The organism is Litorilinea aerophila, assembly GCF_006569185.2.
GTDB classification, from domain to species: domain Bacteria; phylum Chloroflexota; class Anaerolineae; order Caldilineales; family Caldilineaceae; genus Litorilinea; species Litorilinea aerophila.
The window spans coordinates 89,301-107,945 of sequence record NZ_VIGC02000013.1; the positions used below are offsets into that span (position 1 = coordinate 89,301).

The window sequence follows — 18,645 nt, forward strand, 5'->3', positions numbered from 1 at the left end:
CGATATCTATGGATACCCTTGATCTGCGCGAATATATCCGGCCCTTGCTGCGTTGGTGGTGGCTGATCCTGTTGGCGGCCCTGGCCGCGGGCACGGCCAGCTTCCTCTACCTGCGCCAGCAGCCGCCCACCTACGAGGCCCGCACCACCATCATGGTGGGCACCGGCCTCCAGGATCCCAACCCCAACAACAGCCAGCTGGGCCTCTCCCAGACCCTGGCCCAGACCTACGCGGACATGGCTCGCCGGGCGCCCCTGCGGGAGGCGACCATGGCCGCGCTGCAGCTCAGCAAGCTGCCCGAGTACACCGTCTCTGTGGCGCCCGACTCCCAGGTGATAGAGATTACGGTCATCGATCAGGATCCCCAACTGGCCTATGTGGTGGCCAACGAGCTGGTTCGCCAGCTGATCCGCCAGAGCCCCGCCGGCCGGGAGGAGCAGGATCGGGAGAACTTCATCAACCAGCAGCTGGACCAGATCGAAGCCGGCATCGAGGAGACAGAGGCGGAGATCGACCGCAAGCGGGAGGAGCTGGCCGGCCTCTTCAGCGCCCGGGACATCGCCAACACCGAAGCCCAGATCGCGGCCCTCCAGACCAAACTGAGCACCCTGCGGGCCAACTACGCCTCCCTGCTGGCCAACTCCCAGCGGGGCGCTGTCAACAAGATCACCATCCTGGAGCCGGCCTCCCTGCCCACCCGGCCCCTGCCCTCCAACATCCTGCTCAACGTCCTGGCTGCGGCCATGGTGGGCGCGGTGCTGGCCGCCAGCGGCGCCTATGTGCTGGAGCTGCTGGACGACTCGGTGCGGGATGAGGAGGATGTGCGGCGGCGGCTGCAACTGCCCCTCATCGCCGCGGTGCCCACGGCCAGGGGCCCCGACCCCCTGGTGATGGCCAAAGGGCTGCCCTCAGCCGCCACCGAAGCCTACCGGGGACTGCGTACCAACCTCCAATTCTGCAACGTGGATCAGGAGCTCCAGGTGCTCCTGTTGACCAGCCCGGCGCCCCAGGAGGGGAAATCGGTGACCACCGCCAACCTGGCCCTGGCCCTGGCCCACCTGGGCCAGCGAGTGATCCTGGTGGACGCCGACCTGCACCGGCCGGTCCAGCATCGCCTCTTCAAGTTGCCCAACAAGGTGGGCCTGACCAACGGCCTGCTGGCCGTGTCGGCCGGAGGACAGGTGGAGGTCGAGCGGCTGCTCCAGCCCACCGGCGTCCCTACCCTGCGGCTGCTTACATCCGGCCCTCTGCCGCCCAACCCGGCCGAGCTGTTGGGCTCCCGGCGCATGAAGGAGCTGCTGGCCCAACTGCGGCAGGAGGCCGATGTGATCCTGCTGGACAGCCCGCCGGCCACCGTGGTGGTGGACGCCACCATCCTGGCCACCCTGGCGGACGGTGTCCTGGTGGTCCTGCGGGCCGGGCGAACCCGCCGGGCCCGGGCGCAGCGGGCCCTGGAGAGCCTGCAGAACGTCCACGCCCGCATCATCGGCGCGGTGCTCAACGGCGCCTCGGTCAAGGCCAGCTACTACAGCCACCCGGAATACGGCTATGGCATCAACCCCCAGGCAGCCACGTCTGGCGGGGGCGGCAGCCTCTTGAGCCGCCTGCGCCGCAACCAGCCCGCGTCCGACGACGCCCCTGGCCTCGTCCAGCCCGGCCCGGGCCTGCCCTCCCAGCCCCGGCCTGGGAACACCAAGTAGGTCCCTGCTGATTTTTTACGAAAATTGAAAATCGTTCGGCGTAGAACTTCTTGCGCGCCGTCCCCTGCAGACGCCCGATGGCCCGGCCATCGGGCGTTTTTGATTGGCATCCCCGCCCCTCTCCAGAGAGAAAACCAGCTCGACCGCGCCGTGGACGGGCCTCTCGGCCCCGGGCGGCGGCCCCGCCACCCGGGCCTGCGAAGGGCGGCCACCCCCCGGGTGCAGTTGGCGTGGCGTTTTCTCCCGTGATAGACTCCGCATGAAATTTTGTCTGTTAGAGCCCGATAGAAACCCACGGAAGCTTCCCTGCAGGGATGGTACCACCGATTTTCTTGCCACAAATCTCCAGCTGGCGGTCAGCGCATTCCAAATATTTCCACCATTTGCCGTCTTCATGCCAATGAGAGGGACAACATGAAGTGGAAATTGCTTATCACCTTGGCCTTGTTTCTTTGCTTACACATCATTCTGGTTAGCAGGGTGAATGCACAGCCATTTCCACCGGCTGGCCCCTTCTTTCCTGGGCCAGCGGGAGAGAGCTTGCCCCCCCTTTCAGCCGCGGCGAAGGAACATCCTGATGTGGGCAGCGCCGCCATTCCCCTCGGTCAACCGGGGATGTCATTCCGGCACGTGCAGACGTTTGGGGTGACCCGCGAACCGTTTATCGAGACCAATGACCACTTCTACTGGGTGGAGGGCATTGGCACGATCGGCAATGCCGTGTGGATTGGGGATTTGCTGGCCCACCGTGCCGTCAAGTTCGACGCCAACGGCAACTTCATCGCCCAGATCGGCAAAGCAGGCATTATAGACCATACCGGCACGCCCCTCGCCCGCGTCACAGATGTGGCCGAGGATGGCAGCGGCAATGTCTGGGTGGTGGCTGCTGAAGCCTCACACGTGGTGAAGTACGACAGCAGCGGCAACAGGGTGGCCGAGTTGGGAGATGCCTGGGACCCTGGCTCGAGCAATGACCGTTTCGAGAACCCCATCAGCATTGCCCTGGACAACAGCGGCAACATCTACATCAGCGATAGCGGCTACTGGGATAGCGGCTACGGCAACAATCGGGTACAGGTCTTCGACAGTAGCGGCAACTACCTGGCCACCATCGGCGGCGGGACTTGTGGAACAGGTATCACGCAACTGTGCCGGCCCCGAGGGATTGCCGTCTACAATGATCGCCTCTATGTGGCCGACGCGAACAACCACCGGGTGCAGATCTTCAACATTGCCAACCCCAGCGCGCCGACCTATGCAGGGACGCTGGGCGTCACCGGCTCCTCCGGCTCCGGCAACAACCGATTCCAGCGGCCGCAAGGTGTGGCGGCGGATGCCGGTTTTATCTATGTGGCCGATACCGAGAACCACCGGGTGCAGGTATTCGACCGCAACAGTCTGGCCTATGTGGCCACCATCGGCGGTAGTTACGGCACGGGGAATCACCAGTTCAAGTACCCCACCGACGTGGCCGTGGACGCCGGGGGCAACATCTACGTGGCCGACTACGGCAACAAACGGGTGCAGCAGTTCAACAACAGCCGCGTCTACCAGCGCACCTACGGCACGACTGGGGACTCCTATGTGGAATCCAACGACCGCTTCTACTATTCGGAAGGCGTGGCCGTGGGGCCGGACGGCAGCATCTATGTAGTGGAGAGCTACGGCCACCGTTTGGTGAAGCTGAGCGCGGCGGGCGCGCCCCAGTGGACGGTGGGCGAGGCCGGCCAGCCGGGCAACGACAATGCCCACTTTGGCCATTTGAATGATGTGGCCGTCGGCCCCGATGGACGCATTTACACAGTAGAAAGCTGGGGAACCGCCCGCTACATGCCCGGCGCCAACCACCGTCTGCAGATTTTCAACCCAGATGGCAGTTACGTTGGTGGTTTTGGGAGCCATGGTAGCGGCAACAATCAATTTAACGCCCCAGGTGGGCTTGGGTTTGACTTCAACGGCAACTTATACATTGCCGACACTGACAATCACCGGGTGCAAATTTACAACAGCCAGCTTGCCTACGTCGCTACCTTAGGTGTGACGGGTCAGGCTGGTTCGGACAACGCTCACTTCAATAGGCCTTATGACGTGGCCGTAGACAAAGACGGCTATATCTACGTGGCCGATGAGGGCAATGACCGTATTCAGGTCTTTGACAGCAACCGGCAGTATGTACGCACCCTCGGCGGTGGCGGAATGGGTAGTGACTTTGGTTATTTCGCAGGATATGGTCCGCACCATCTTGCGATAGATAGTCAAGGTCGATTATATGTGGCCGACACTGGAAACAACCGTGTACAGGTGTTCGATAATTTTGCCAATGCCAATGCGTATCTCACCACTATCGGTACTGGTGGCAGGAAGTCTGGGCAGTTCACTACTTTGATGGGCATCGCCGTCGGCCCGGACAACAGCGTGTATACCTCCGAAATCCACAACAACCACCGCATCCAGAAGTTCGCGCCGGGCGTGCCGGGGTGGAAACAGGTGAATCTCAACGGGTTTGGGGAACGTGCCAATGAGGGAATCGGTGGCATGGCTCCCTTTGGTAACCACCTTTATGCCGGAACTTATAACTTTGGCGGCAATGGCGCCCAACTCTGGCGCATGGACACCTCCGGCGCTTGGTCTCCGGTCATGACCAATGGCTTCGGTGACAGCACTAATGTCGGCGTCAGCCATCTGGTGGAATTCAACGGCCAGCTATACGCAGGCGTTTGGAATCGGACCAGCAGTCCGCCCTACACGAACGGCGGCGAAATCTGGCGTAGCAGCAATGGCGTCAGTTGGTCGCAGGTCGTCAATCAAGGTTTTGACAATCCGTTCAATGGCGAGATCATTCATCTGACTGTCTTCGACGGGCAGATCTATGCCAGCACGCGAAGCTTCACCAATACCCACGGTGCAGAGATCTGGCGCTCCAGCACAGGGAACCCAGGTGACTGGCAGCAAGTGGCGGCCGACGGCTTTGGCGATACAAACAACGCCGCTGTGATGACATTGCAAGAATTCAACGGCGCACTCTACGCAGGTACTCGCAGCCGTATTGGGCCGGGACGTGACGGGGCGGATCTCTGGCGCAGTGTGGACGGCCTGAACTGGGCCCCAGTCATTACGAATGGCTTTGCGTACACTGGCACCTACGATATTGCCGCTCTGGCGGTCTTTCAGGATTATCTGTATGCAGGTACAGGTCGCTACGATTTTGCCACCAATTCCTATCCGGGCGGTCAGATCTGGCGATGTTCTCAAACGTCCGGTTGCGATGAGCCTGCAGACTGGGAAATGATCACCGGAAATGGTTTCGGTAACGCCAACAATATTAACTTCTCTGGTTTTGTTGTACATGACGGGTACCTGTACACCTTCCCTTACAACCTCGAAACCGGCATGGAAGTATGGCGTAGCAGTGACGGCGTCAGCTGGGAGCGTGTTGGAGAGGGAGGATTGGGAGATAGCAATAATCAGGGTACGTACTGGAACAACAGTATCGCCGTGTTCCAGGAGCGGTTGATCGTAGGTACATACAATCAGGCCAATGGAGGTGAAGCATGGCTATTTTTGCACAACCGAGTGTATCTGCCTGTGACCGTACGTAATTGATCACAGGCGACCTTTGTCCCCAATTTGCTGGCAGGCGCGCCCACCGGTTAAACTGTAGATTATGTCCACGCCCTCCTATTCCGTCCTCTTCGTCTGCACGGCCAACCGTTGCCGTTCGCCCATGGCTGAGGCGTTGTTGCGCCTTCAGGTGGCTGCCGCGGGCGAGACGGGGGACTGGCTCATTGCCTCGGCCGGGACGTGGGCGGTGGACGGCCAGCCGGCCATGCCCAACACCGTCGCGGTCATGCGGGAGTGGGGGGTGGATCTGAGCCACCACCGCTCCCGCAGCCTCACCCCCTCCCTGCTCCAGGCCTTCCGCCTCATCCTGGCCATGACCGCGGGCCACCAGGAGGCGCTACTCACCGAGTTCCCCGAGTGTGCGCCCCGCTTGATGCTCATGAGCGAGCTGATCGGCCGCCGCTTCGACATCCTGGATCCAGTGACCGGTCCCCTGGAAGAGTACCGCAACACCGCCCGGGAGCTGGACAAGATCCTGCGCCAGGGTATGCCCCTCCTCCGCCGCCGGGCCCGGGAATGAACCCTGAGCCGATGGGGCGAAATTGAGGGAATGCGGGTAGGGGCGCTGCTTGCTGCGCCCGTGTTGGCTTGTCCTCTCAAGGGCGACCTGTGGTAGAATAGGCCCACGGCGGCTGTACCATTTTTCACAAGGATCGACCATGGACCGGAAACGTTTTGCCCGCTTTACCTGGGCAGTGTTGATTGCCAACCTGGGTGTGATCATCTGGGGCGCCTATGTGCGCGCCTCGGGTTCGGGCGCCGGCTGCGGCAGCCACTGGCCCCTTTGCAACGGCGAGATCATCCCCCAGGACCCCCAAATTCAGACCCTGGTGGAGTTCTCCCACCGGCTCACCAGCGGCCTGGCCCTGTTGAGCGTGGTGGCCATGCTGATCTGGGCCCTGCGCCTCTACCCCAAGGGACATCCTGTGCGCCTGGGGGCCGGGCTCTCCATGTTCTTCATGATCACCGAGGCCCTGATCGGCGCCGGCCTGGTGCTCTTCCAGTACGTGGCCACCAACGTCTCGATAGCCCGGGCCTACTGGATGGCCGGCCACTTGACCAACACCTTCCTGCTCCTGGCCGTCCTGACCCTCACCGTCTGGTGGGCTTCGGGCGGCGGGCCACTTCGGTGGCGAGGTCGGGGCCTGTTGACCTGGTCCTTCGGCCTGGCAGGTCTGGGGCTGCTGGTGTTGGGCGCCAGCGGGGGCGTCACCGCGCTGGGCGACACCCTCACCCTCCACGCGGGGATCTCCCCCCTGGAGTCGCCCATCGTCGCCGGCCTCATCGAGTTGCGCATTTACCATCCCCTGTTGGCCCTGACCGTGGGGGCGCTGGTGGCCCTGGCGGCCTGGGCCGCCCACCGCAGCCAGCCCATGGTTCCGGTGGGGAGCTACGCGAGCCTGTTGCTGGCCCTCTATCTGGCCCAGCTCCTGGCCGGGATCCTCAACGTCTACTTGCGGGCGCCCATCTGGCTGCAGCTTTTCCACCTGCTGCTGGCCGACCTGATCTGGATCACGTTCATCCTGCTGGCCGCGGCAGTCTTCGGCGCGCCGGTGGCGGTGCCGGGGCAGGAGAGGCCCGCAGGCCGGCCGGCGGTGGAGCTGTCCGCCAACCGCTGAAACCCTGGGTGGAATTCTCGAACGGAGGAAAGATGGCGCGGATCGTTGTGTTGGGCGCTGGCCTGATGGGCAGTGCCTTCACCACACCCCTGGCCGATAACGGCCACGAGATTCGTCTGGTGGGGACCCACCTGGACGGCGACATCATCGAAGAGCTCCACGAGAGCCACGTCCACCCGCGGCTACGGGTGCGGCTGGCCGACGCGGTGCAGCCGTACACCTACGACCGTCTGGACGAGGCCCTGGCCGGCGCGGATCTGGTGGTGCTGGGGGTGAATTCGTTGGGGGTGGACTGGGCCACCTACATGCTCGCGCCCCGCCTCTCCCCGGAGACGCCCCTGCTCTTCCTCACCAAGGGGCTGGAAGGGGACGGGGAGCGGCTGCGCATCCTGCCCCACGTCCTGCGGGATGGTTTTCCGCCCGATGTCCAACCCCGGCTGCAACTGGCGGCCATCGGCGGCCCTTCCATCGCCGGGGAGCTGGCCGTCCGTCGCCACACCTGCGTGGTCCTCACCGGCAGCGACCCGGCCCTGCTGGAGCGGCTGGCGGGCCTGCTGCGCACGCCCTACTACCACGTCTGGACCAATCCGGACTTTGTAGGGGTGGAGGTGTGCGTGGCTTTGAAGAATGTCTACGCCCTGGCCGTGGGCATCGTGGGCGGGCTGTTGGAGAAGGAGGGCCAGGCCGACAACCAGGCGGTGATGCACAACCTCTCAGCGGCCCTCTTTGCCCAGGGGCTGTGGGAGATCGCCTACCTGGTGGAGTGGGCAGGCGGACAGCCGGCCAGCGTCTATTCCCTGCCCGCGGCAGGCGACCTCTACGTGACCAGCATGGGCGGGCGCAACGGCCGCATGGGGCGTTGGCTGGGGCTGGGCCTCCCCTACAGCGACGCCAAACGGCGTTACATGGCCGACGAGACCATCGAGGGCGCCGAGCTGGCCCTGGCCATCGGCCCCACGGTGGAGACCCTGGTGCAGCAAGGGCGGCTGGATCCGGCCCGCATCCCCCTTCTGCGGACCATGATCCAGATCGTCTGCAACGACGCGCCCGTGGACATCCCCTGGGACGAGTTCTTCGCGGGGAGCTGAAGTCAGACGGTTTCCCCTCTCATACCGATTCCCCTCTCATACCGAATTGTCTAATCACGAGGCATCGCAGGGCTGGTTTCCATACGTGACCGCTTGTCCGGTATGGAAACCAGTCCTGCGGAATCATGAGCGCCACTTCGCCAGACAATTGGTGTTGCTTACCTCCCCACCTCAATCACCACCTTGACCACGTTGTCCCTGTAGGCGTCGTTCAGGGCGAAGGCCTGGGGCGTCTGCTCCAGCGGGAAGCGGTGGCTGATGAGGCACTGCAGGTTAACCTTGCCGCTTTGGACCAGGCGAATGGCCCGGGGGTAGACGTGCTTCATGCGCCGGGAAAGGCGGATGGTGAGCCCTTTGCGCCGGGCCACCGAGTGCTGCAGCGCGAAGCGATCATCGCCCGGGATGCCCACCAGCACCAGGCGGCCGCCCAGCCGGGCCATCTGGGCCGCCTGCTGGATGGAGTGGTCGGCCCAGGCCGCCTCGATGGCTACGTCCACGCCCCGGCCATTGGTAGCCGCCATTACCGCCTCCACCGGATCTTGCTCCCGGAAGTTGATGGGGATGCCCCCCAGCTCCTCGGCCACAGCCAGCCGCCAGGGGAACTGATCCACCACGAAGATGGGCTCCGCACCCGAAGCCCGCACCGTCTGGAGGATGCAGAGGCCGATGGGGCCGGCGCCCAGGATGGCGACGCTGTCGGCCACCCGGATCTTGGCCAGGTCCGTGGCATGGATGGCCACGCCCAGGGGTTCCAGCAGCGCGGCGCAGGCGTCGTCGATGGAATCCGGCACGGGGAAACAGGTGTGGGCCGGCACATGCATCCACTGGGAGAGGCTGCCCGGGTCCGGGTAGAGGCCGCAGAAATGAAGGCGGCGGCAGAGGTTGGGGTGGCCCTGTTCGCATAGTTCGCAGCGGCCACAGGGCTGGGCCGGATCCACCGCCACCCGGGTGCCCGGCTGCAGGGGTTGGAATTCGCCGTCCAGGGCTTCGCCGGGGCCGACCGCCTCCACCACGCCAGCGAATTCGTGGCCCAGGGTCAGGGGCGCTTCCAGCCGGGTGTCGCCGATGCGGGCATCCTGGTAGGTGTGGAGGTCACTGCCACAGATACCCACCGCGGTCACCCGCAGGAGCACCTGCTCGGGGCCGGGCGGGCCGGGGTGGGGTACCCGATCCACCCGCAGGTCCCGGGGGCCGTAGAGTCGAACAGCGGTCATCAGCTGGGATGTGTTCATGGTCTTCCTCGAAAGTTTGAATGGTCAGGATGACTCCCCTGCAAAAAGGGCGTTTTTGAACGCAAAGGCGCAAAGGCACAAAGAAACGCAGGAGAGAGTAACTCGAATCAGCACACAGGCGCCTGGATGATACGCTGATGGGTTGGGGTATTTGCCCGTCACCAATACCCGTCACCAATACCCGTCATCAATAGAGGATAGCACAAAATGCAATGATTTGCCTGTTGATGACGGGGGGAACGCACTTGGGGTGTGCCAGCCGATGATTTCAATCATCGGCCCAAGGCCCAGCCCCATCCCACCCCGATTGTCGGGTCGCCGACAGATTGGCCCCGCCCTACCGGCTATCATGACACAGACGGTTTGTGAAGAGTTTCTCAAGAACGCGGCGAGGAGACCATGGACAGAGGCAGGAAAGAGGCCCAGGGCCTGGCAACGGTGGACAAGGAGGCGCCAGGCATCGCCCCGGCACCGCCGGTCCTCATCCGGCTGGAAGGCCTGAGCAAGGAGTATCGGGAAGGGCGACAGAGCCGCACTGTGCTGGACGCCATCAGCCGGGAGTTCTACGCCGGCGAGTTCGTCTGCCTGTTGGGCAAGTCGGGCAGCGGCAAGAGCACCCTCCTCAACCTGATCGCCGGTATCGACGCCCCCTCAGCCGGCCAGGTGACCATCCAGGCGCCCGAAGGGCCGGTGACCATCACCGCCCTGGATGAGGAGGCACGTACCCGCTTCCGCCGCCGCCATATCGGCATCGTCTTCCAGTTTTTCAACCTCATCCCCACCCTCACCGTGCTGGAAAACGTGATGCTGCCCCTGGAGCTGGGCGGCAACCGGGCCCAGGCCCGCTCCCGGGCCACGGCCTTGTTGGAGCGGGTGGGCCTGGGCGACCGCTTGAACACTTACCCGGACCGCCTCAGCGGCGGCGAGCAGCAGCGAGTGGCCATCGCCCGGGCCCTGGTCCATGATCCTCTCCTCATCCTGGCCGACGAGCCCACCGGCAACCTGGATGACGAGACAGGCGAGGTGGTGCTGGCGCTCCTGCTGGAGTTGACCCGGGACGCGGGCAAGACCCTCTTCATGGCGACCCACGCGGCCGAGGTGGCCCGCCGGGCCGACCGGGTGCTGCATCTGGTCCACGGCAAGCTGCGCAGCGATGGCAACTGGCAGGGCCGCCTGCCCGCCGACGGAGGCGCGCCATGACGGATGCCCTCCGGGCCATCCTGCGCCTGGCCCGACGCCATGTCCTGCGACGCCCTTTGCAGAGCCTCTTCTTCGTGGTGGGCGTGGCCATTGGCGTGGCCATGATCGTGGCCATCGACCTGGCCAACGGCTCTGCCCAGCGGGCCTTCAACCTGGGCACCGAGACGGTGACCGGCCGGGCCACCCACCAGATCCTGGGTGGGCCTGGCGGCCTGGACGAAGCCCTCTACGTGCGCCTGCGCCGGGAGCTGGGGGTGCGGGCCAGCGCGCCCGTGGTGGAGGAGTACGTGGTGGTGCCGGAGCTGGACGGACAGCCCATGCGCCTGCTGGGCGTGGATCCCTTTGCCGAGCCCCCTTTCCGCAGCTATCTCAACCCGGCAGAGGATACAGGCGGGCCACCGGATTTCCTGGCCGCCCTGATGGCCACGCCCAACACGGTCCTGCTCAGCCAGGCCGTGGCCGAACGGTATGGCCTCCAGCCCGGCGACGCGCTCACAGCCCAGGTGGGCACCCGCCAGGTCCGCCTGACCGTTGCCGGCCTTCTGGCCCCGTCGGACGACCTGAGCCGCCGCGCGCTGGAGACGGTGCTCATCGCCGACATCGCCACCGCCCAGGAGGTGCTGGGCCGGGTCGGCCGCCTGGACCGCATCGACCTGCTGGTGCCCGAGGGCGCCGCGGGGGAGGCGCTGTTGCGACGCATCGGGGAGGCGCTGCCGCCAGGCGCGTACGTTGAACCCAGCGCGGCCCGGGAGGGCACCGTGGGCGAGATGACCGCGGCCTTCCGCCTGAACCTGACCGCGCTCAGCCTGCTGGCCCTGGTGGTGGGGATGTTCCTCATCTACAACACCGTGGCCTTCAGCGTGGTCCAGCGTCGGCCGGTCCTGGGGACGTTGCGCTCCCTGGGGATGACCCGGCGGGAGATCTACCTGCTCATCCTGGTGGAGGCGGCCCTGTTGGGGCTGGCCGGCACGGCCGCGGGCCTGGTTCTGGGAGTGGCCCTGGGGCGGGGCGCGGTCCAGCTGGTCACCCGCACCATCAACGACCTCTTCTTCGTGGTCTCGGTGCAGGAGGTGGACATCCCGACTTTTACCCTGGTCAAGGGCGGGGTGATGGGCATGGTGGCGGCGCTGGTGGGAGCCATGTTGCCCGCCTGGGAGGCCACCGGGGTGCCGCCGGCCGGCGCCTTTCAGCGCAGCCAGGTGGAGGAGCGGGCCCGTCGCACCCTGCCCTGGGCGACCCTGGCCGCACTGCTGCTGTTGGGGCTGGGGGCGGGGCTGCTCTGGCCCGATGGCAACCTGGTGGTGGCCTTTGTCGGCCTCTTTGCCGTCATCCTCGGCTGCGCCCTGCTCACCCCCGCCTTCCTGTGGGGGCTGCTGGGCGGCCTCCGGCGGCTGGTGGAGCCGTGGGCCGGGGTCATCACCCGCATGGCGCCCCGCTCCATCCTCCGCTCCCTGAGCCGCACCGCGGTGGCCGTGGCGGCTCTGATGGTGGCCGTCAGCGTCATCATCGGCGTGGGCGTCATGATCGGGAGCTTCCGCACCACGGTGGAGCTCTGGCTGGAGGACGTGCTCCAGGCGGACATCTTCGTGTCGCCCCCGTCCCTGCGGGCCAATCGGGTCTCCACGACCCTGGACGCCCATGTTGTGACGCGGTTAGCCGAGTTTCCGGGCATCGCCGGGGTGGCCACTTCCCGGGGGGTAGACGTGGCGGCCTTTTTGGACCCCTCGCCCCAGGCCGTGGTCCAGGCTGGCGTACCGGTGCGGGTGGTGGCCCTGAGCCGGGATCTGGCCGGGGCAGGCCGCCGCTATCGGGAGGCAGTGGGGGATTGGCAGGAGACGTGGCAGGCGGTGGAGGCGGGGGGCGTGCTGGTGAACGAGCCCCTGTTTCACCGGCTGGGGCTGGGCGTGGGCGATGTCATCACCCTCCAGACCGACCGGGGGCGCCGGGGCTTTCCCATCGTGGGGGTGACGGTGGATTTCGACGTCAACCTGGTGGTCTTCATGGCCGATGGGGTCTACCGGCAGTGGTGGGATGACCCCTATTTTTCCGCCGTGGCCCTGTTCGTGGCGCCCGGGGTGGATGTGGACGCCAAGGTGGCGGAGTTGCGGGGTGCCCTGGCCGCGGAGGGGACGGCCCTGCTGGTCCGCTCCAACCGGGGGACGAGGGAGAACGCGCTGGAGATCTTCGACCGCACCTTCTCCATCACCGTGGCGCTGCAGCTCCTGGCCACCCTGGTGGCCTTCATCGGCATCCTGAGCACCCTGATGAGCCTGCAGCTGGAGCGCAGCCGGGAGATCGGGGTGCTGCGGGCCACGGGCATGACCCGACGCCAGCTCTGGCGTCTCTCCCTGTTGGAGACGGGTCTTCTGGGGGCCAGCGCCGGGCTGCTGGCCCTGCCCACCGGCCTCTTGCTGGCGGCCATTCTCATCTACATCATCAACGTGCGCTCCTTTGGCTGGACCCTGGCCATGCAAGTGCAGCCCTGGGAGCTGGTTCGGGCTTTGGGGGTGGCCCTGGTGGCCGCGCTCCTGGCCGGGCTCTACCCTGCCTGGCGGATGGGGCAGGCCCGGCCGGCGGAGGCGCTGCGTTCCGAGTAGCCTGAGCGTACTGTTCCTATTCTGCCTACACCATCAACATCTGCTCAATGGCGTCCGCCACCTGCATGTGCACCGGCGAGTCGGAGCGGTTGAGGCGGATCTGGTTGGCCACCCGGCGCAGCAGGCCGGGATTCACCTCGGCCAGGTTCTGGGTCATGGTGAACCAGAGCTTGCACAGCTCCTGGTTTTCGTGGGTGGCCGCGCTGACGGCGATTTCGGCCGGGGTGGTGGTGCTCAGGCTGGGGTTGGCCGCGGTCAGGCCCAGTTCCCGCCAGGCGTTCACCCAGTAGTAGGAGAGCATGGGGTTGATCAGCCCCCGCATGCGGCTCCACAGGGGGTCGTCCTCCTGGACCAGGTAGAAGAAGGCCAGGTAGTAGGGCCGGGAGTTGGCGTAGTCCCGGTGGATCTGGGAGAGCTCGCCGGCTTTGACCGAGGCGTAGGAGGCCATGTACCAGCGCAGATCCTCCACGCTGGCGCCGGGTTCGTTGGCCTCCACCGCGTCCCACTGGAGGCGGCAGGCGAAGAGGTAGCTACGGGCCGAAGCGGCGAAATCCTGGGAGCGCTGGAGCATGGCCGTCTTGGCCAGGGAGCGGGCCTTCTCCTGGGTGCGGGGGAGGTTATCCGGCAACTGCACGTGCTCGATGTCGTAACGGAGGAGCTGCAGGGCCGGTTCGTCGGCGAAGGGGATGGCGCTGTGGCCGGGCAGGGTGTAGCGCTTGTCCTTGTAGACGATCAGCCCCCGCTCCTGCAGGTCGTCCAGCAGGCTCTGGATGTAGTCCACCTGGTCCCGGTCGTTGAGCAGGATGGCGGCCAGTTCGTGTTTATCGATCTCCAGGCCGGCGTTGATCACGGCAAAGACGAAGCCGGACTCGGCCCGTTTGACGAAGTCGGCCTCGCTGTCGATGCCGTCGGCCAGGCGCACGGGCACGTGGACCGAGGCCACCTGGTCGCCGTAGTCGAAGGCCCGCTGGCGGAAGCCCATCTGCCAGATCTGGCGCAGGGTGGTCTTACTGCGGATGAGCCCCTGGGCTTCGTAGCGCATGCAGAGCTCTTCCAGTAGCTCGTCGGTGGTGCGCTCGTTGGGCCGTTCCGACAGCTCCCGGTAGATGTCCCGCAGCACATCCCGGCGGGTGGCGAAGTCCACGGAAGTCATCTTCAGGCGGTTGAAGATCTGTTTGTACTGAAGGCGCAGGGAAGGCTTGTTGTTGGCGCTCTGGGCCTGGGCGGCGCGGATGACGGGGTTGATGCCGGCATGCTGGCCGTTGCCCGACGGGCCGGATTCCCAGGGGCGCAGGCCCTGGTCGTTGGAGACCACATAGTCCCTGGGCGCCACGTAGAGCTGCATGTCCTTGGTGTACAGGCTGATGAGGTCCTGGTTGTGTTCCAGCCAGGATTTGAACTGGGAGTAGCCGAAGTTGGCCTCGTTGAAGGCGGAGTCCATCAGCAGCATGGTCTGCTTGAGCTTGGCGGCCAGCACCGGCAGTTCGCCCCGCTGGGCGTGGACCCGCAGGGCCTTGTCCAGCAGGCTGCGTGCATTCTCGTTGTCCGCGCTGGAGGGGCTGTGCAGTTCGTGGTCGTGCATTTCGCCCAGCACCGACTCCAGGTAGACGAACTCATCGCACGCCTTGACCAGGAGGGGGTGGGTCACATCCTTGGGGCCGATGCCCAGGGTGTAGCGGCTGTATTCCCGCAGCTTGGCCACCAGGGGGCCGAAGTCGCTGTCGCCGGAGACGATGACGAAGGTCTGGATCTGGGGGCGGGTGATGGCCGTCTCCATGGCGTCCAGGGCCATGCGGATGTCGGCCCGATTTTTGCCGGCCCGGACGCTGTAGATCTGGACCAGGTCCACCGAGTTGTTCATGAGCTCTTCCCGGTAGTGGGAGAAGCGGCTCCAGTCGCCATAGACTCGCTTGATGACCACCGGCCCACGGCTCTGGAGATATTCCATCAGGGGGGTTAATTCGAAGTCCAGGAATTCTTGTTCAGCCCATAAAGCGACGTTCTCGAAATCAATGAACACCGCGATCTGGTTACTCATAAGAGTCTCCTCAAACCATTCGCTTTCTCTTTTATTTGGGTAGGGCATCTTTCACCGGATTTTCCAGCTAAGGGGGAGCCCGGCCCCAGGTGGCCGGATGAACGCTCCACAACAACAGACTCCCCTGGTCGGACGTTTCCACGGGCCTGGGGAAACGTCGCCCGGCCAGGCGCAGCGGCGACGACGAGCCCATGACAGACCGCCGTACCATCACCAATCATAACACAAACCCGGGGGAATGGGACAGGTCCGCCCGCGGGGCCGCGAGGTACCTGCGAGTAAATCCCGGCAAAATTCGCCGAGGGGGCCTTCGGCCCGCGGCTTCGCCGATCGGGCCTCTGGCCCGCGGCTTAGCCGATCGTATCCACCAGAGGGAGCGCGCCCAGAGGGCACCCGGAATTTCTGCCGTGGTATTTACGCCAGACTGTACTGGGCAGCACAGAGGGTGGTGGATTCAAAACAGGGGGCGTTTGGAAAAATTCATACACTTCGCTAATGTTTGCCATATGTCTTACTTACATCTTTCGTCTAGACTGTACCATAGTGAAACAACGCATGCGCCAGGCAGCACAGGAGGGCATGTCCGACCGGGAAGACTCCTGGCGGAGATGGCAGAAACTGGATGCCGGGGCGTCTGTGACAACAGCAATGAATGAGACGATTATCTGAGGAGGATAGAACGACCATGGGCAAGATTCTAGGTATCGATCTGGGGACGACCAACAGCGTGATGGCCGTCATGGAAGGCGGTAATCCGACGGTCATTCCCAACGCCGAAGGGTCGCGAACCACGCCTTCGGTGGTGGCGTTTACCAAAACCGGTGAGCGCCTGGTGGGCATCACCGCCAAGCGCCAGGCCGTGGTGAACCCGGAGAACACCATCTACTCGGTGAAACGGCTGATGGGGCGCCGCTTCGATGAGCCGGAAGTGAAGCGGACCATGGAGATGGTCCCCTACACCATTGTGGAGGGGCCCCACCATGACGCCCGGGTCATGATTCCCGTCAAGAACAAGACCTACACGCCCCAGGAAATCAGCGCCATGATCTTGAGCAAGCTCAAGCGGGACGCGGAAGCCTACCTGGGCGAAGAGGTCAAACAGGCCGTGATCACCGTGCCGGCGTACTTCAACGACAGCCAGCGCCAGGCCACCAAGGACGCAGGCCAGATCGCCGGGCTGGAAGTGCTGCGCATCATCAACGAGCCCACCGCGGCGGCCATCGCCTACGGCCTGGACAAGAAGAACGACGAGACCATCCTGGTCTTTGACCTGGGTGGCGGTACCTTCGACGTCTCGGTCCTGGAAGTGGGCGACGGCGTGATCGAGGTGAAGGCCACCAACGGCGACACCCACCTGGGCGGTGATGACTGGGACGAGCGCATCGTCGAGTGGCTGGTGAGCGAGTTCAAGAAGGAACACGGCATCGACCTGAGCAAGGATCGCCAGGCCCTGCAGCGCCTGCGGGAGGCGGCCGAAAAGGCCAAGATCGAGCTCTCTTCGACCTCCCAGACGGAGATCAACCTGCCCTTCATCACGGCGGACAGCAGCGGGCCCAAGCACCTGGCCATGACCCTGACCCGCAGCAAGTTCGAACAGCTCACCGCCGACCTGGTGGAGCGCTGCAAGCAGCCGTTCTTCAACGCCCTGAAGGACGCGGGGATCAAGGCCCAGGACCTGGACGAAGTGGTGCTGGTGGGTGGCTCCACCCGCATGCCCATGATCCAGGAGCTGGTGCGCCAGTTGACCGGCAAGGAGCCCCACAAGGGCGTCAACCCGGATGAAGTGGTGGCCATCGGCGCGGCCCTGCAGGCCGGTGTGCTGGCCGGTGAGGTCAGCGACCTGCTCCTGCTGGACGTGACGCCGCTGAGCCTGGGTCTGGAGACGTTGGGTGGCGTGATGACGGTGCTCATCCCGCGCAACACCACCATCCCGACCAAGAAGACCGAGATCTTCAGCACGGCGGCGGACAACCAGACCGCGGTGGACATCCACATCCTGCAGGGTGAGCGGCCCATGGCCCGGGACAACAAGACGCTGGGCCACTTCCGCCTGGATGGCATCCCGCCGGCGCCACGAGGCGTGCCGCAGATCGAGGTCACCTTTGACATCGATGCCAACGGCATCCTCAACGTGACCGCCCGGGACAAGGCCACCGGCAAGGAGCAGAGCGTGAAGATCACGGCCTCCACCAACCTGTCCAAGGAAGAGGTGGAGCGCCTGGTCCAGGAGGCCAAGGCCCACGAGGCCGAGGACCGGCGGCAGCGGGAGCTGGTGGAAGCCCGCAACAACGCGGACAACCTGATCTACGTCACCGAGAAGACGTTGCGGGAGCTGGGCGACAAGGTGCCCGCCACCGATCGGGGCCGCATCGAGCAGACCATCGAGGATCTGAAGGCGGCCATGGAGAGCGACGATCTGAACCGGATCCGCAGCCTGACCGAGCAGCTCCAGCAGGCCAGCCACGCCCTGAGCCAGCAGATGTACCAGCAGCAGGCGGGGAATGGCGCCGGGCCCGAAGGCGGTGCTGAAGGGGAAGCCGGCGGCGAGGATGACGTGGTGGAAGGCGAATACCGCCAGGTCTAAACCCACGTCGACCCCCACGCCAACACGGCCACCCCAGATGAAGAATGGGGAATGAACGAAAGAACGGGCGGAGCTGCAGCTCCGCCCGTTTCCTTGAAGAGGGGGACATACGATGCCATTCAGGTATGAAGATCCCTTTCGCCGCCTGCCGGCCCGCCGAAGTGGCCTGACAGGCCCCATGGCGAGGGGATATCGAGGAGGTGAAACCGTGCCAACCCTGGAGGATTACCGGGCACTGGCCCAGGCCTATCAGGAACTACAGGCCCGTTTCGAGCAACAGGCCAGGGAACTGGCCGAGCTGCGCCGGGAGCTGGAGATCAAGAACGAGGCCCTGCAGCGCCAGAGTGCCGACCTGAAATCCCTGGAGGCTGAGCTGGCCTGGACCAAAGCGGCCCTCCAGCAGGCCACCGAACAGGCCGACAAGGCGGCTGAAAGCAGCGGCGAGAACTGGCAAGAGCGCTACCTGCGCCTCCAGGCCGAGCTGGATAACCTGCGCAAACGGCTGGAGCAGCGCTCCGCCGCAGAGACCCGAGAGGCGCGCCAGCGCATCTTGCGGGACATGCTGCCCCTGGCCGACCACCTGGACCTGGCCCTGGCCCATGCACCGGAACATGCCGAGGGCACAGGCAAAGAATTTATTCGCAATATTGAAGCCGTTCGCCAGGCATTTTTGGAAACCTTGAAACGCTACGGCGTGGAGCGGATCCAGGCCGAGGGGCAGCCCTTTGACCCCCACATCCACGAGGCTGTGGGGGAGGTGGATGACCCGAATGTGCCGGCTGGCCATGTGGCCCGGGTGATCCAGGCAGGCTACCAGGAGAACGGCCAGCTCCTGCGCCCGGCTCGGGTGCTGGTGAGCCGCTAGACAACACGGCAGTGCAACCGGTTGTTGAAAGCCGTTGTCAAACGGCGGGCTCCATGTTAATCTTGATCCTGGAGACAGCCAAAAACCTGACCGATCCCTGG

At 64.9% G+C, this 18,645-nt stretch carries 11 protein-coding genes; 9 read left to right on the top strand and 2 right to left on the bottom strand.

Annotation, left to right across the window (positions count from 1 at the left end; all coding sequences use genetic code 11):
- Positions 1–8: 8 nt before the first annotated feature.
- The 5 genes from FKZ61_RS11880 to FKZ61_RS11900 all read left to right on the top strand — a co-directional run bounded on the left by FKZ61_RS11880 (position 9) and on the right by FKZ61_RS11900 (position 8,028).
- The gene (locus FKZ61_RS11880; protein WP_141610339.1) at positions 9–1,700 is read left to right on the top strand and encodes a tyrosine-protein kinase family protein; all 1,692 of its coding nucleotides are present in this window, start codon (positions 9–11) and stop codon (positions 1,698–1,700) included.
- A gap of 414 nt (positions 1,701–2,114) precedes the next feature.
- The gene (locus FKZ61_RS11885) at positions 2,115–5,303 is read left to right on the top strand and encodes an NHL repeat-containing protein (protein WP_141610340.1); all 3,189 of its coding nucleotides are present in this window, start codon (positions 2,115–2,117) and stop codon (positions 5,301–5,303) included.
- Positions 5,304–5,364: 61 nt separating this feature from the next.
- The gene (locus tag FKZ61_RS11890) at positions 5,365–5,841 is read left to right on the top strand and encodes a low molecular weight protein arginine phosphatase (RefSeq protein ID WP_141610341.1); all 477 of its coding nucleotides are present in this window, start codon (positions 5,365–5,367) and stop codon (positions 5,839–5,841) included.
- Positions 5,842–5,980: 139 nt separating this feature from the next.
- Positions 5,981–6,940, top strand: coding sequence for a COX15/CtaA family protein (locus FKZ61_RS11895; protein ID WP_141610342.1), 960 nt, complete (start codon positions 5,981–5,983; stop codon positions 6,938–6,940).
- 32 nt (positions 6,941–6,972) lie between these two features.
- Positions 6,973–8,028, top strand: coding sequence for an NAD(P)H-dependent glycerol-3-phosphate dehydrogenase (locus FKZ61_RS11900; RefSeq protein WP_141610343.1), 1,056 nt, complete (start codon positions 6,973–6,975; stop codon positions 8,026–8,028).
- A 158-nt stretch (positions 8,029–8,186) separates the two neighbouring features.
- Here FKZ61_RS11900 and FKZ61_RS11905 read toward each other — a convergent pair whose 3' ends face one another.
- Complete coding sequence (locus tag FKZ61_RS11905) at positions 8,187–9,260, bottom strand: zinc-dependent alcohol dehydrogenase (protein WP_229964224.1); 1,074 nt, start codon at positions 9,258–9,260, stop codon at positions 8,187–8,189.
- A 399-nt stretch (positions 9,261–9,659) separates the two neighbouring features.
- On the opposite strand from FKZ61_RS11905, the gene FKZ61_RS11910 reads away from it, so the two are divergent.
- Together FKZ61_RS11910 and FKZ61_RS11915 are read left to right on the top strand one after the other, a co-directional pair.
- Positions 9,660–10,460 (top strand): ABC transporter ATP-binding protein, encoded by an 801-nt coding sequence (locus tag FKZ61_RS11910; RefSeq protein WP_141610344.1) that lies wholly within the window; start codon positions 9,660–9,662, stop codon positions 10,458–10,460.
- Complete coding sequence (locus FKZ61_RS11915; RefSeq protein WP_141610345.1) at positions 10,457–13,057, top strand: ABC transporter permease; 2,601 nt, start codon at positions 10,457–10,459, stop codon at positions 13,055–13,057. The genes FKZ61_RS11910 and FKZ61_RS11915 overlap by 4 nt, the downstream gene beginning before the upstream one ends.
- A gap of 25 nt (positions 13,058–13,082) precedes the next feature.
- Here the strand turns inward: FKZ61_RS11915 and FKZ61_RS11920 are convergent, their stop codons facing one another.
- Positions 13,083–15,095, bottom strand: a complete 2,013-nt coding sequence (locus FKZ61_RS11920) for an NYN domain-containing protein (protein WP_170199619.1) — start codon at positions 15,093–15,095, stop codon at positions 13,083–13,085.
- Between the two features lie 685 nt (positions 15,096–15,780).
- Between FKZ61_RS11920 and dnaK the strand changes: the two genes are divergently transcribed.
- Together dnaK and grpE are read left to right on the top strand one after the other, a co-directional pair.
- Positions 15,781–17,679 (top strand): molecular chaperone DnaK, encoded by a 1,899-nt coding sequence (gene dnaK, locus FKZ61_RS11925; protein WP_141610347.1) that lies wholly within the window; start codon positions 15,781–15,783, stop codon positions 17,677–17,679.
- Between the two features lie 208 nt (positions 17,680–17,887).
- Complete coding sequence (gene grpE / locus FKZ61_RS11930) at positions 17,888–18,544, top strand: nucleotide exchange factor GrpE (protein WP_170199621.1); 657 nt, start codon at positions 17,888–17,890, stop codon at positions 18,542–18,544.
- Positions 18,545–18,645: the final 101 nt, after the last annotated feature.

Bases quoted from the DNA above. Each gene is read 5' to 3' on its own strand.
- FKZ61_RS11880 (WP_141610339.1), top strand. From the start codon at position 9: ATGGATACCCTTGATCTGCGCGAATATATCCGGCCCTTGCTGCGTTGG.
- FKZ61_RS11885 (WP_141610340.1), top strand. From the start codon at position 2,115: ATGAAGTGGAAATTGCTTATCACCTTGGCCTTGTTTCTTTGCTTACAC.
- FKZ61_RS11890 (WP_141610341.1), top strand. From the start codon at position 5,365: ATGTCCACGCCCTCCTATTCCGTCCTCTTCGTCTGCACGGCCAACCGT.
- FKZ61_RS11895 (WP_141610342.1), top strand. From the start codon at position 5,981: ATGGACCGGAAACGTTTTGCCCGCTTTACCTGGGCAGTGTTGATTGCC.
- FKZ61_RS11900 (WP_141610343.1), top strand. From the start codon at position 6,973: ATGGCGCGGATCGTTGTGTTGGGCGCTGGCCTGATGGGCAGTGCCTTC.
- FKZ61_RS11905 (WP_229964224.1), bottom strand. From the start codon at position 9,260: ATGAACACATCCCAGCTGATGACCGCTGTTCGACTCTACGGCCCCCGG.
- FKZ61_RS11910 (WP_141610344.1), top strand. From the start codon at position 9,660: ATGGACAGAGGCAGGAAAGAGGCCCAGGGCCTGGCAACGGTGGACAAG.
- FKZ61_RS11915 (WP_141610345.1), top strand. From the start codon at position 10,457: ATGACGGATGCCCTCCGGGCCATCCTGCGCCTGGCCCGACGCCATGTC.
- FKZ61_RS11920 (WP_170199619.1), bottom strand. From the start codon at position 15,095: ATGAGTAACCAGATCGCGGTGTTCATTGATTTCGAGAACGTCGCTTTA.
- dnaK (WP_141610347.1), top strand. From the start codon at position 15,781: ATGGGCAAGATTCTAGGTATCGATCTGGGGACGACCAACAGCGTGATG.